This is a genomic window from Fictibacillus sp. NPDC058756, assembly GCF_042746035.1.
GTDB lineage: Bacteria > Bacillota > Bacilli > Bacillales > Fictibacillaceae > Fictibacillus.
This window is the reverse complement of the sequence record NZ_JBHYPU010000001.1, coordinates 449573-463376: the sequence shown is the minus strand read 5'-3', so window position 1 is coordinate 463376 and position 13804 is coordinate 449573. Positions and strand designations below refer to the sequence as shown.

The 13804-nt window shown below is 40.7% G+C and carries 11 protein-coding genes; 4 read left to right on the top strand and 7 right to left on the bottom strand.

All coding sequences use genetic code 11. The features are described 5' to 3' along the window. The first annotated feature begins 11 nt into the window (after window positions 1-11). Window positions 12-1286, top strand: coding sequence for an alginate O-acetyltransferase AlgX-related protein (locus ACFW35_RS02300; protein ID WP_379843489.1), 1275 nt, complete (start codon window positions 12-14; stop codon window positions 1284-1286). Window positions 1287-1319: 33 nt separating this feature from the next. Here ACFW35_RS02300 and ACFW35_RS02295 read toward each other — a convergent pair whose 3' ends face one another. Beyond that, entirely contained in the window at window positions 1320-1787 is a 468-nt protein-coding gene (locus tag ACFW35_RS02295; protein WP_379843487.1) for an NUDIX hydrolase, read from the bottom strand. Between the two features lie 517 nt (window positions 1788-2304). On the opposite strand from ACFW35_RS02295, the gene ACFW35_RS02290 reads away from it, so the two are divergent. Further along, a complete protein-coding gene (locus tag ACFW35_RS02290; protein ID WP_379843486.1) occupies window positions 2305-3375 on the top strand; it encodes a stalk domain-containing protein in 1071 nt (356 codons plus the stop codon). Between the two features lie 141 nt (window positions 3376-3516). Here ACFW35_RS02290 and wecB read toward each other — a convergent pair whose 3' ends face one another. Then, on the bottom strand, window positions 3517-4665 hold the full coding sequence (gene wecB, locus ACFW35_RS02285) for a non-hydrolyzing UDP-N-acetylglucosamine 2-epimerase (protein WP_379843484.1): 1149 nt from the start codon (window positions 4663-4665) through the stop codon (window positions 3517-3519). Window positions 4666-4842: 177 nt separating this feature from the next. Between wecB and ACFW35_RS02280 the strand changes: the two genes are divergently transcribed. Beyond that, on the top strand, window positions 4843-5565 hold the full coding sequence (locus ACFW35_RS02280; protein ID WP_379843482.1) for a hypothetical protein: 723 nt from the start codon (window positions 4843-4845) through the stop codon (window positions 5563-5565). A gap of 109 nt (window positions 5566-5674) precedes the next feature. Here the strand turns inward: ACFW35_RS02280 and ACFW35_RS02275 are convergent, their stop codons facing one another. The 5 genes from ACFW35_RS02275 to ACFW35_RS02255 form a co-directional block, all read right to left on the bottom strand. Further along, window positions 5675-7693 (bottom strand): penicillin-binding transpeptidase domain-containing protein, encoded by a 2019-nt coding sequence (locus tag ACFW35_RS02275; protein WP_379843481.1) that lies wholly within the window; start codon window positions 7691-7693, stop codon window positions 5675-5677. Between the two features lie 135 nt (window positions 7694-7828). Further along, window positions 7829-9118 (bottom strand): peptidoglycan-binding protein, encoded by a 1290-nt coding sequence (locus ACFW35_RS02270; RefSeq protein WP_379843479.1) that lies wholly within the window; start codon window positions 9116-9118, stop codon window positions 7829-7831. Between the two features lie 102 nt (window positions 9119-9220). Beyond that, a complete protein-coding gene (argH, locus tag ACFW35_RS02265) occupies window positions 9221-10729 on the bottom strand; it encodes an argininosuccinate lyase (RefSeq protein ID WP_379843478.1) in 1509 nt (502 codons plus the stop codon). A 288-nt stretch (window positions 10730-11017) separates the two neighbouring features. Next, window positions 11018-11542, bottom strand: coding sequence for a type 1 glutamine amidotransferase domain-containing protein (locus tag ACFW35_RS02260; protein WP_379843476.1), 525 nt, complete (start codon window positions 11540-11542; stop codon window positions 11018-11020). Window positions 11543-11849: 307 nt separating this feature from the next. Beyond that, window positions 11850-12137, bottom strand: coding sequence for a hypothetical protein (locus tag ACFW35_RS02255; RefSeq protein WP_379843475.1), 288 nt, complete (start codon window positions 12135-12137; stop codon window positions 11850-11852). A 429-nt stretch (window positions 12138-12566) separates the two neighbouring features. On the opposite strand from ACFW35_RS02255, the gene ACFW35_RS02250 reads away from it, so the two are divergent. Next, on the top strand, window positions 12567-13766 hold the full coding sequence (locus ACFW35_RS02250; RefSeq protein ID WP_379843473.1) for an MFS transporter: 1200 nt from the start codon (window positions 12567-12569) through the stop codon (window positions 13764-13766). Window positions 13767-13804 lie beyond the last annotated feature (38 nt).

Below are 13804 nucleotides of genomic sequence, written 5' to 3'. Positions count from 1 at the left end.
GGAGGGGAAAAATGAAATCTATAAGTAATATCTTTCTTTCTGTGTGTTTCTTAGCCTTCATTTTTGGTATGAGCATTTATATGGCTTACGCACCAGATAAAAAAGAATCGTATTATGAGAATCGAGTTTTAGCAGAAGAACCTGAAGTGAAGATCGGAAAACTAGCTGATGGTACTTTTGCAAAAGAATATGAAAGTTATTTTACCGATCAATTCATTAACCGTGATGAATGGATCAAGATGTATCTAAATTGGCAAAAGATGACCGACCAGACTTATATCTATAAATATTTCATTACGGATGACCGCTGGGTATTCCCGCAGCCCGTTACTGAATTCTCGAAAGAAAGCTTTGATAAGTCAATCACATCAATGAAAGAATTCAATGAGTATACAGCAAAAAAAGGCGTTGAGTTGTTCTACTTCTCTTTGCCTGACCGAAAAAACGTATTTGACGTTCCGTATCCATCATATGCGGCGATGAACTTGACTGAAACGAACAAAGATTATGTTTTGTCACGTTTTCCGCAAGAACCGATGCATGTCGTGGACCTGTCTAAGCCTTTCCGTGAAAAGTTCGATCAAGAGCAATTGAAAGATCTTTATTTTGTATCAGATCACCATTGGAACATGTCCGGAGCTTATGAAGGATACAAGCTTATCCGCGAATCGCTGGCTAAACAATCGGAACATTACACAGATGGTATGATTGATGAAAAGCTGTACAAGAAAACCTGTTATGATCACAAAAAGTTCATGGGCGGCTACAACAAGCAGCTGTATGGCATGATTGATCTGGATCGTGAAAAGATCTGCCATATTGAGTCTAATGAATATGACCTTTCAACGTTTGAACTTTATCTTGGTCCAGTTGCAAAGGAAACAAAAACAACGTGGGATAAGATCTACGGAAAAGGACTTTCTGCAGAAGGTGAACTCGTGGATTATGGTACGGTTTTTACTGGAGATATGCGTGAATTTAACGTTATCAATCCAGCTAAAAAGGACGAAGGCAAGAAGCTGCTGATCTTGAAGGATTCTTATGCGAACCCGTTAACTCAGCTTATGAGCCAGCATTATTATCAAACCACTTTCTACGATATTCGTTATAACCAGGATCGGTCTGTTGTTGATTTTATGGAGAAGAACAATTTTGACACAGTTGCTATCCTCTATAATAACGGAACCCTATACTCTACGATGTATGACTTTGACCTTTCTGATAAAAAAGAACGTGAAGAGCAAGAGAAGAAAGATAAAAATAAAGATGATGAAGTCGTGTATTGATATGGAGAAGGCCCTGCCTATTTGGCGGGGCTTTTATTTGGTTTGCAGCTCTTTTTGTGCAGAGAGAAATTTCTGGATGATAGGAATTTCTACAGGATTAATGTTAGAAGGAAGTTCGTTAAGCGGGAAGAATTGAAGAGCTCGAACCTCGTGTTCATCCACTTTCAGATTCCCTTCATATTCCCTGCAAATATAAGATGTAATGACATTGTACACTTCATCTCCATGAGGATATTTGTAATAAAACTCTTCTCCGGAAAAGATGTTGAAAAATGTGAGCTGTTTTGCAATTAGACCCGTTTCTTCATGAAGCTCTCTTTTGGCAGCTTCCTCTAAGCGTTCACCTGGCTCTATAGCTCCTCCAGCTAATCCCCACGTTTGATTGTCTGTTCTTAGTTGCATAAGAACTTCATTATTCTTGTTAAGCAAAATTACATTTGCTCCGACCATTATGATCGGCCGTGTACCTACTAGTTTTCGTAAATCATGGATGTATCCCATAAAAGACTCCTTTTAGAATTTATTTTCTAAGTGGTTTTATATAAAATGGTTATATATATAAAATTATACAGGAGGGTACGGTCTTGAAAAAGATTATTTATTTTTTGTGCTGGTTAAGTATTTTCGTAATTTCTTCTTTTTCAATTTATCTCTTGAACCCTTCCATTCAGAAGTTTCTATCCTCACATTATCCTTTTTCATATCATGTTTCAGAATTAGCTTTACTTTTTCTGTTGACGGTTGCACCTGTAATTGCTTCAATTTATTCGGTTATTACACTTAAGATCCAAGTTCTATACATAACATTAATTTTCACTCTGTCTTACATCCCAGTTACAATACTCTCTGAGAATCAACTGCAGCATTACTATATTTACTCTATTTTGTTAGTTTTCGTTATCGTTTTCACACACCTCAAAAAATGGGTTATATTCAAAAGATTATAAGGACTTTTCGTACTGGCGAGCATTAAAAGATTTCGTTACGATTAAGGAAAAAGATAAAAGAGGGTGAAATAATGAAAAAAAGATTGTTGATGGGTGGAGCAGCCTTAGTATTATTGCTGAGTATTTTTGCTAAACCAGCTTCTGCTGGGGAATTTCCACGGCAAAAACTCATATCCAGTAAGTTTTTTAACGAATCTCAGATGATGATTGTGGAAGCAAACGGCTGGGACACAAAATACGCAAAACTTTCTACATATGAAAAAGTGAACGGAGTCTGGATGAATGTGTTTGGCGATATGCCAGCGATGTTAGGGTATAACGGATTTGCACAAGTTATGAAAGAAGGCGGCGGCGCATCACCGACTGGAATCTACAATATGGGGCTTGGATTTGGCTGGGCAGCGAAACCCGCTGACAGCAAGTACCCCTACCGTCAAACCACCTCTTATGATTATTGGGTAGATGACGTAACTTCTCCTGAATACAACAAGTGGATTTATTTTAGCGGGAATCCTTACTCTCGCTGGAAGTCGTTTGAGAGAATGAACCATCCATTGTACAAGTATGGCGCTGTTATTAAATACAATGAAAACCCGATTGTGGCTGGGAAAGGAAGCGCGATCTTTCTTCACATGTGGAAAGGTTCCACCTCAGCTACAGCTGGCTGTGTAGCCGTTTCTGAAACGAACATGAAAACACTGCTTAGCTGGATGGATTCCAAGAAAAAACCTTTGATCGTAATGGGACCAACATCTGAGATTGATAGTTATTTATATGCTAGAAATGAAAAGCTGCATGAGATCGATGTGATGGTGAACGGAGTTATGCAGAATTATGATCAGCCAGCAGTTGCCATCGACGGTAGAACACTGGCTCCATTAAGAGGAATAGGTGAAACATTAGGCGCAAAAGTAGAATGGGATGCTGCGACTGAAACGGTTAAAGCAGAGCTGGATGGAACAACAGTAGAGTTTAAATATTTATCAAATATCGCCAAAATAAATGGAGTGAACAAGGCGCTCGATTCAGCACCAATCAGCATCAATAACCGCATCGTCGTCCCGCTTCGATTCCTGTCAGAAGCCTTCGGTGCCGATGTGAAGTGGGATGCAAGTAAGAATGCAGTGGTGATAAATAAATAGAAGTTTAAAAGCGTTGTAAGATTAAAATAGACCTTATAGAATAAAGAGCAATGAAAAAACCTCCACGTCAGCGGATGTGTCCGCCTGACGTGGAGGTTTTGTTGTTTTGTATTTGTATGGGGTCTGTCCCCTACTTTTGTACTACAGAACTTGGAACGTATCCGGACGCTCTGTTGATTTACCGAAGTAATGCAGAATCGCTTCTACAATTCTACGGCTCGCTTCCCCGTCACCATATGGATTAGATGCTTTAGACATCGCTTCATATGCTGCGTCGTCCGTAAGCAGTTCCTTCGCCAGTCCATAGATTGTCTCTTCGTCTGTACCAGCAAGCTTCAATGTACCTGCATCGATTCCTTCTGGACGCTCCGTTGTGTCACGAAGCACTAGAACCGGAACACCAAGTGAAGGTGCTTCTTCTTGTACGCCGCCGCTGTCCGTTAGAATAATATGAGCTCGTGATGCGAAGTTATGGAAATCAACAACTCCAAGAGGCTCGATCAAATGAATGCGGCTATCCCCTTTTAGGATTTCATCTGCCACTTCACGTACAGCTGGGTTTAAATGCACAGGATAAACCACTTGTATATCGTCATGTTCGTTAACTAGACGCTTGATTGCACGGAACATGTTGCGCATTGGATCACCCAGGTTTTCACGACGGTGAGCGGTTAACAGGATTAATCGATCATCACCTAACTTCTCAAGAACTTCATGAGAGTAATCATCTTTTACAGTTGTCTTCAGCGCATCAATTGCGGTATTCCCTGTTACATAAATGCTGTCGCCTGGCTTATTTTCATTAAGTAAGTTTTTTGCAGCTGTTTCAGTCGGCGCAAAGTTCAAGTCTGAAATAACTCCTGTTAACTGACGGTTCATTTCCTCCGGATACGGAGAATATTTATTCCAAGTACGAAGTCCTGCTTCAACGTGTCCAACTGCAATTTTGTTATAAAGTGCTGCAAGACTCGCAACAAAAGTCGTCGTCGTGTCACCATGCACAAGAACAACGTCAGGCTTCTCGTCCTGCATGATTTTATCTAACCCTTGAAGTGCACGAGTCGTCACTTCGCTTAAAGATTGACGCTCTTTCATGATATTTAAATCATGATCTGGTGTTACACCAAAAATCTCAAGAACTTGATCCAGCATTTCACGGTGCTGAGCCGTTACCGTTACAACGGATTCAATCTGTTCATTATATTTTTCTAACTCCAATACAAGCGGTGCCATCTTAATTGCTTCCGGTCTTGTACCAAAGATCGTCATTACTTTTACTTTATCAGCCATTCGTAAATTCTCTCCTTTAATCAGGACATATGTATACCATTATGGGCGAAATACCCACATTTCATGCTATCGTTTCATGCTTAATACGTCAATTGTTTGTAAAATTGAATTGTTTATATAGGAATTTGATGGTAAAATTAAGATGATTTTCTAAAATAATAAAATCGGAGGATTTTAATGAAAAAAACCTTACTATATTCAATTCTGGCCTTGGGTCTTATCGCTGCAAGTGTCGGCGGATATGTTTACTACATAATAAATGTGAAAACATACGACACCGCAGATAAAAAAGTTACCGAGATTACGGAGGAAGAATACAAGATTGATCTTCCTAGCGACAGTGCTACAACAGATGAACCAGTTCCACCTTCTGAAAACACTTCGACAGACAGCGATGATTCAAGCACTGATACTGATTCTGATTCTAATTCAAATCAAAAACCATCTGCCTCTTCTACAGAAAACGAACCAGAAAGCGCAACGGCATCGACACAGCCAACTTCTTCTACTCACCCTAATAATCATTCGCAGCCAAAACCTCAAAAGGTAACCGTACAACAAATAAAAAATAATTATCGTCCTGTATTTCAATCCTTGCAATCACAAGCAAACGGTAGACTTTCTGCTCTTGTTGGACATGCACAATCAGAATACAGTACAAAAAAAGCGAACGGTGAAAAAATTAGAATCGGCTACTTTGTATCGAAATATAAATCTGCAGGTGAAAACCTTGAGGCTAAAACCGATCAAACATTTAACACCATCTATTCCGCTCTTAAGAACGACCTAAAGAGAAACGGCTTTGATACAAAACATGCTGCAGAGTTCAAAACACAGTATGAGAACGAAAAAGAAGCAAGAAGAAATACCTTATATTCACAAGTAAAAGACAGATTATAAGAATGGAGGTATTACAACAAAAGGTTGTAATACCTCTTTTAATTTTCCCTGTCCACCCCAGATGGAATTTTAGCTGTTTTGTATTTGTATGGGGTCTGTCCCCATCTCGTTATTGCGATAGAAAGTTTTCTTCAAACACCTTCTTCACTTTTGGCACGAGATAGTGACTGCCGCCTCTTCCTTTTACATCCTCAATCATCATGGTAACAAGAAGTGACGGATCCTCTGTGTTATAAGCGACAAACCAGCCGAGCTCCATGCCGTTTTTGTCTTCTTTACTTTTCTTGAGTTCAGCTGTTCCGGTCTTTCCGGCAAGAGGCAGCTTTGGCATATATGCCTCATGTGCCGTTCCGTTTGAGCTCGTAACAACTTTAATAAGGTCTTCACGAATGATTTTTGCGGTTTCAGGCGAGATCACATTTTCTTTCCAGTTGGCTGGATCAGTTTTGGATTGATCCAGTTTTGGCGCTAACAAGTTTCCGTTATTTAAAAACGGCGTATAGGAAAGTCCTACGTGAAGTGCACTCATTTGAATTTTCCCCTGGCCGTACCCGCTGTCAGCTAGCTGGACCTCAGTCATTCCTTCCTCTCCAATTGTAGATTTTTCAAATGGGAACGAGACTGGAACCTCTTCTCCAAATCCAAATTTCTTTAATCCACTTACAAATTGTTCCTGTCCTAAATCTAGAGCCTCTTGCGCAAAGTAAATGTTATCAGAGTATATTAACGCTTTTTCAAGGTTAACACTAGGCACTGCACTTACTCGGGTTACGTGGTAGTTCCCCCACGACTCACCCTTCTTCCACGTTTTCCCGTTCACTTTCATAACATCATTCGGATCCAGAGTTCCGTTCTCCAGACCGATTGCCGCCGTTACCGGTTTAAGTGTGGAACCTGGTGCGTATGTGTATTTAAAGCGGTTCATTTTAGGCTTCTTCGGATCATTCGCCCACTTTTTCCTTGTTTCTCCTGAAATCCCAAGCGTATACTCGTTCGGATTGTAAGACGGACTGTTCACGAGTGCGAGCACTTCACCGGTTTTTGGATGGATAGCGGATGCTGTACCCACATCTCCTTTGAGCTGTGAATAGATGGACTGCTGAACTTGGGCTTTGATTGTGGTTTTAACGTCCTCCCCATTTACGACTTCTTTTTCCGCCAAGACTACTTTTTCTTCCTTATCACTTGTTAAAATTTTGATAATGCCGCCTGATTTTCCACGCAGCTGTTCCTCGTACACCTGTTCAAGACCTGCTTTTCCGACCCAGTCTTGCGAGGTGTATCCCTTTCCTTTTAACCTTTTCAGATCATCCGCGCTAACTGGACCGATATAGCCGGTAAGATGCGCAGCCGCTTCCTTCAGCGGATAAATACGTGTTTCACTTTTCGGAGATTTCACACCCTCTAATTTGACCGCATCATGTATCTTCGGATTATCCGTCTCCATTTTCTTTATTGGCACGCCGTAGTCTGGCTTCACCCAAGGCTGATCTATTTTTTCCTGTATTTCTTCCGGTGTCATTCCTAAAATTTTTGCTAAAGGTTCAATCGTTTTGCTCTCGTTTTTTGGCAATTCTTGCGGAACAATCGTAACTTCATACGCTGTTCCGTTAAATGCTAAAGGATTTCCTTCTCGATCTAAAATCGCACCTCTTTTAGGAGAAATGCTTGACGCTGAAATCCGGTCGCCTTCCTCCATTTCAGGAAAGATGTGCGACGTGTTCCATTGCATTTTCCAAGCTTCAGAATCCTTCGTTTCCTCTAGATTCATCTTCATTTGATGCGTATATTCAATCGGTCCAGCGAGTGTATCCATCTTAACCGAATAAGAAAGACTCGCTTTCTCGCTTTCTCCCTCTTTTTTGTCTTTGGAGGGCTTCAATTCCACCTCTAGATTTTCAGCTTCTATGCCGCCATATATATCACTGTAGCGTTTTACGAAGTCTTCTTTTGAGATTTTTTTCTTAGACTCTGAATCTAGCATTTCATACATATTCTCAAAATCGTTTTTTTGCCATAAAGCCGTGTATTTCTTTAATGTATCCTCAGGTTTTGGAGGCTCTGAGCACCCCGTTAAAAGGATGAAATAAAAGCTTGCTAACAACATGATTTTGTAAAGATTTTTCAAAACAGATCTCCTTTCTTTAAACATTTGTTCAAGTATAACAAAAGGCATGGTAATAAATGTATGATACTTCCATGATAAAAAAAACACCTTATGAGCAAAAACTGACTCATAAGGTGATTATAAGGATAACATAGATTAATAATTTATACGCTTCGAACCGAGATAACGATCCTGCCAATACGCATAATTCAAATTGCTTATCGTTACACCTGTGCTGGATCCTGCATGCACAAACTGGTCGTTTCCGATATAGACACCTGCATGCGATGGACCTGTCGTGTATGTTTCAAAGAATACGAGATCGCCAACTGCAGGTTCCTTAACTGGTGTTGTAGCATTCCACATTTGAGCAACCGTTCGTGGAAGCGACACACCTTCTTTCCCAAAAATATATTGAAGGAAACCGCTGCAGTCAAAGCCTTGCGGAGTGGTGCCTGCCCAAACATAAGGGGTACCCATGAGTTCAGCAGCATTCGCAATAACATTAATCGTAATCTGATCAGAAGTTTTAGGCGTTTCACCTTTTTGTTTCTCTACTTCTGTCATTTTATCTAAAACCGTTTTCGTTACGATCCCCGTTACAGGTAACCCATAAGCTTTCTGGAACTTCTCAACACTTTCCTCTGTTACCGCTCCAAAATAGTCCGTGATCATCGGGTATGTAAAGAATCCTAGATTTTTCAGGCGTGTTTGCAGCTGCTTTACTTCCGGAGCTGTCATGCCAAACTTCAATTCCTTCACCGTGTTTTGTGGAAGCTGTGGAGCAGGTGCTGGTTTAGACGATGCTGGTGGTGTTGCCGGTTTAGGTGGTGCAGGTGTTGGTTGAGCTGGCGGCTGCACTGGATTTTTCTTTGCCGCAACTGCTTTTTGAATCCGGTCTAATGTCGTTGCATCTGCAACCCCTGTCGCTTTTAGCTTCTGGCTGTTCTGGAATTTCCGAACCGCTTCCGTCGTAATCGTTCCATAATAATCAGTCGTTTTATAATATGTAAAAAAGCCGAGAAACTTAAGATCTTGCTGCAGCTTCATGACAGCTTGTCCTGTCGAATGCAGCTTTAATTCTTTTGAAGAAGATGGTGCAACAGTTTGAACCGGCTGCTTTTTTGGAGGTGCCTCTTGAAAAGATTTCTCTAAAAGCTTTTTGTAAGTTTGTTTTCCGACAATACCATCAACCACAAGACCATTCGCTTTCTGAAAATCCATGACTGCCTTTTTGGTTACCGGTCCAAAATAGGTAGTCGTTTGCTGCTCTTTAAAAAAGCCTTTTTCTTTCAAAAGGGATTGCAATTGTTTTACGTCATTATGATTGATTCCCTGCTTCAAGGTCATATCGCCTAAAGCAGCTTCACCAACGAGAGGAACAGCAAAAAAAGCACCAGCAAACGCAGAAGTCATCACTAACCGTTTCACCACTGTGTTATCCATGTTTTCCTCCTTCAAAGTCCCGTTTATTACATATATCGGCAATTATGGATATTTATTTAAACTTAATTTCGACATAAAAATAAAAAAAGCCTGCTGGCTCTTTTATTTTTTGCCTATTATTTTTTGCACAGATTCCTTTAGCTTCTTTTCTGCTATTTTAAGTCTATTCTTTTCGTCCAAAAGTCTGTTTTCAAACGCTTTAATTAACTTGTGGCGCTCATCAGCCATTCTTTTTACTTCAGCAGGATCAGGGCCGCCTTGAATGTTGCGTCGCTTTACAAATTCAATCGGACAGATGATTCTATACCACTCCTTTTGATTCAAAGAAACACTGTAAGTTTTACCGATTGCATCGTTTACGATTTTAATAGGAAGTGCATTTAACTCCAGCTTTTCACTTGAACATTTTTTTGCAATCGAACTAGCAATCTGATGAGCTAAACGAAACGGAACTTGTTTTTCCCTAGCAAGTACATCAGCAAGTTCAGTTATTGTAATACATGAAGTCTTCGCCCGATTGAGTGCTTTTTCTTTATCAATATCCATTGTCCGGACAACAGCATGCATAAGATGAATGACGCGGTTTGCTTTTTCATAGCTTCTGTAAAGGTGGGGCTGAAGATCATCTTCTGTATCCACTATGTCCCCGAATGGTGTATTGTGAATCATTTGAATCGCTGCGAGCGCTTCACCTGCTGAAGAGCTGGCCAGAGAACGGGAATGCTCGATGGAGACCGGGTTTCTTTTTTGAGGCATGATGCTGCTGATTTGAACGTAAGGATCCGCTACTTTGATGATGTTGTGTTCACGGGTTACAAGCTGGAGGAAGTCTTGAATCCATCTGCCGCAATTGACCATCATAGATAGGACTGCAGTTGCGGACTCTATGAGATAATCCGCACCAGCTATTGCATCATAGGAGTTTTCGACTAGTTTGTTGAAACCTAAGAGTTCGCAGACTCTGTTCCTGTTTATAGGGAAACCAGTTGTCGATAAAGCAGCCGCACCCATTGGCGAACGATTAACGGTTTCATAAGCTGACCAAAGTCTTTTAATGTCTCGGAGGAAAACATCTAAGATTGCGATTAAGTAGTGTGCGAGTGTTGTCGGCTGTGCGGGCTGAGTGTGGGTATAAGCGGTCATAACGGTTTCGGCGTGTTCCTCTATCTGTTCCAGAAGAGCATCCGCCAGAAGCTGTGAACTTTCCAAAAGCACCAAGATATGTTCCCGTAAAACAAGCCGGTACATGGCAATACCCATGTCGTTCCGGCTTCTGGCGATGTGCATTTTCCCTGCAAGGTCCGGGCCAATTTGTTCACTGATTTTATGTTCCATCATAAAGAAAAGATCTTCGAATTGCGGGTCATACTCGAGTTTTTGGCAGTCGGTTTGAGCGACCTCCTCAACTCCTTTTAGAATTACACCCGCTTCTTTTTTATCTAAAATACCTTGTTCTGCAAGCATCACAACATGTGCATGGTGTATTTGAAACATTTGTTTAAATAAGTAGTCCCGCTGATCGTTAAAAACAGGACGGAGCAGATGATCGACGTATGTTTTTCCTGGAAAAGATCTGCCTTCAGCTTTTATAAAATCATCTTTAGATGGCATGTTTTCACTCCTTATAAAAAGGAATATTTATTGTAATTAGTGTATGGACTGGGTGAATGATTGGGAACTCGTATAACTTGGAATCGAAAGGTGCTGTGTTAAGGGATTTACGGTATGTGTTCTTGTGTTTATTACACGTTCGCTCAAAATAGTTGACCTACGCTCAAAAACTCGTTTTTACGCTCAAAATATAGTTTAGCAGCAAAATTTATTCATTCCTGTTAGGTAAAACAGGTATATAAAAAAACCCAAAAGATGAATATCTTCACCTCTTGGGCATATTTTTACTTATTTCGCTTCTAAAACTTCGATAAACTCTCTCATATAATCCGGCAAATCGGGCGGACGGCGGCTTGAAACGAGGTGACCGTCAACTACTACCGGCTCATCGATCCACTCGGAACCTGCATTCTCCATATCATCCTTGATTCCAGGTGTGCTCGTTACTTTTTTACCGTTCAACACTTTTGCAGAGATCAGCACCCAGCCGGCATGGCAGATCTGCCCGATAGGTTTCTTTTCTTGTTCCATGTGCTGAACCATTTCAAGAACTTCAGGAAAACGGCGCAGCTTGTCTGGTGCCCAGCCGCCTGGAACGAGGATTGCATCATAATCGGCAGCATTCACATCACCAAATGCAAAATCCGCTTCAGCAGGCACACCATATTTTCCGATGTACGTTTCCCCTGCCTTTTCACCAGCAAGTTCTACAACAGCACCTTCTTCACGCAACCGAAGAATCGGATACCACAACTCTAGATCCTCGAAATCGTGATGAACGAGGCTGATTACTTTTTTACCTTTTAAACGCATGTTTAAATAACACCTCCACTACCTATATTTCCTTTTCAGCGTAACATTAATCTTTATTTGGATGATAGTGTGATGGTAGCATATGTATAACGATTATATAAAAAGTGCGGGTTAAGAAGTGAACGGGAGAAAAATAGCAGGTATCATTTCATTCTTCCTGGCTTTCATAGCATCATTTTTAATTGTACAGTGGATATTGTCTTAATGATAAAACCCGGGAGATTTCTTCCGGTTTTATTGTTTCCTATGTGATTGTAAGACCCGATTTAAGGGGACATTTATGAAGTTTAAAGGATTTCACGTGGGGTTAGTTTTGTTGTTTCAACTCGAAGATTTCGCGATCGTGTTCTGCAATCTTAAAATCATAATACTTTAAATCGCTTTTTCGAACCATGTTTTCTTCAACGTTTGTTACTCTTTCTTCGATGTTTATTACTCTTTCTTCAATGTTTGTTACTCTTTCTTCGATGTTGTTTACTCTTACTTTTAAATCTGCAACATCAGCTCTTATAACGTTTACATCATCTCTTAGTTCTAGAACACTTTGTTGAAGCTGCATCATTATGTCCATCATTTTATCTATTTTCTTTTCCAAATTACTCACCTCCTTATATCTATTATACCAAACTGCTTATTCTTATTCTGCTGTTAAAGTTAAACAAATGTTTAAAAAATCACACCCTCCCTGATGTGGTTCCACTTTAATTTCACCCGTAAACTTTGAAGTATTTCGGTCATGAGCTCCATTTCTTCATCATCTAAAATGACATTTCGTGTGGTATAAGATCTCGCAGCAGAACTCAATTTCTTCTTTGATTGTAAAGGCTGTAGCGACGTTTTTAGCTCCGGAAACCGTGGTTAATACTGCCTTTCTTCCTTCTATTCAAATGAAAGAATAAGTCTGCTTTCTTCCATTTGGAGCGCTAGTTTGATACTATTTCTAATATATTTCTTTTTTCAAAAATTAATAAAGTTTACTAATATTAAAGTTTCCTAGAGTACAGCATAAGGAAGTGTACACATTATGGCAGTTTGGAAGCGAAATTTATGGGTGCTATGGGTCGGCGTCTTCTTTACTTCAGCCAGCTACTCCATGGTCGTTCCTTTTTTACCTCTTTTTCTTCTTCAGATTGGTGTTCATGACCACACCGAGATCTGGTCGGGACTTATTTTCAGCTCAGCCTTTTTTGCAGGTGCCATAGCTTCTCCTTACTGGGGGATGATGGCCGATCGATACGGAAGAAAGCCGATGATAATCCGCGCCGGTGCTTTTTTGTTCATTATCTACACGTTAACGGCTTTCGTAACAAATGCTTACCAGCTGCTCGGATTGCGTATTGCTCAAGGTCTCTTGACTGGCTACATTCCAGGTGCGATCGCACTGATCGGAACAAACACACCGAAAAAGAATGTCGGCTACGCGCTTGCGATGATTTCCTCTGCGGGTGCATCAGGCGGAATTATGGGTCCGCTGCTTGGTGGCGGACTAGCTGAATTGTTCGGAAACCGCTGGGCTTTTGCGAGCGGAGGTTTCTTATCTCTCATCTCGACTCTTTTAGTAATCTTCTGGGTAACCGAAGAAAAATTCACCCCTAGCAAGGAAAAAGGTTCTGTTTTAAAAGATATCCGGGTCGCAGCAGCAAACAAACCTTTTATGAATGTATTATTTCTATCCATCATCACCGCTCTTTCCATCTTAACCATCGAACCCGTTCTTCCCCTTCATATTTTAAAAATAAGCGGTTCATCTGATAATACGGCACTGTTAGCGGGCATAGTCTTTTCATTACCGGGTATTGCAAGCATTATTTTTGCGGCTTATTGGGGACGCATGTCTGATAAGATCGGTTTTCAAACCGTATTAATGATCGGCTTATTGGGTGGCGGAATCGGAACCATTGCACAGGCTTGGTTTGATGGTGTTTGGGGCTTTTCTTCTGTACGTTTTCTATACGGAATTTTCTTTTGCGGCGTTTTCCCAGCCTTAAATGGATTGGTTGTTCAAACGACACCTGACGAGTTCAGAGGACGAGCTTTCGGACTTCAGCAAACCGCCACTCAAATTGGAGCCATGCTCGGACCGCTAGTTGGGGGAGTGATCGGCGGATTCTTCCCCGTGGAGATCGTATTCGTTGTAACAGGTGTGATGCTATTAATCGCGATGTGGTACGCGTATTCATTTAAAGACGAAACCAAGGAGTTAAAAAAAGCCGTCGGCAGTTAACTTGTGGTATAAAGAATACAAACCTATTGTTAGGAGTG

Bases quoted from the DNA above. Each gene is read 5' to 3' on its own strand.
- ACFW35_RS02280 (WP_379843482.1), top strand. From the start codon at position 4,843: ATGAAAAAAACCTTACTATATTCAATTCTGGCCTTGGGTCTTATCGCT.
- ACFW35_RS02270 (WP_379843479.1), bottom strand. From the start codon at position 9,118: ATGGATAACACAGTGGTGAAACGGTTAGTGATGACTTCTGCGTTTGCT.
- ACFW35_RS02250 (WP_379843473.1), top strand. From the start codon at position 12,567: ATGGCAGTTTGGAAGCGAAATTTATGGGTGCTATGGGTCGGCGTCTTC.
- wecB (WP_379843484.1), bottom strand. From the start codon at position 4,665: ATGGCTGATAAAGTAAAAGTAATGACGATCTTTGGTACAAGACCGGAA.
- ACFW35_RS02295 (WP_379843487.1), bottom strand. From the start codon at position 1,787: ATGGGATACATCCATGATTTACGAAAACTAGTAGGTACACGGCCGATC.
- argH (WP_379843478.1), bottom strand. From the start codon at position 10,729: ATGCCATCTAAAGATGATTTTATAAAAGCTGAAGGCAGATCTTTTCCA.
- ACFW35_RS02290 (WP_379843486.1), top strand. From the start codon at position 2,305: ATGAAAAAAAGATTGTTGATGGGTGGAGCAGCCTTAGTATTATTGCTG.
- ACFW35_RS02260 (WP_379843476.1), bottom strand. From the start codon at position 11,542: ATGCGTTTAAAAGGTAAAAAAGTAATCAGCCTCGTTCATCACGATTTC.
- ACFW35_RS02300 (WP_379843489.1), top strand. From the start codon at position 12: ATGAAATCTATAAGTAATATCTTTCTTTCTGTGTGTTTCTTAGCCTTC.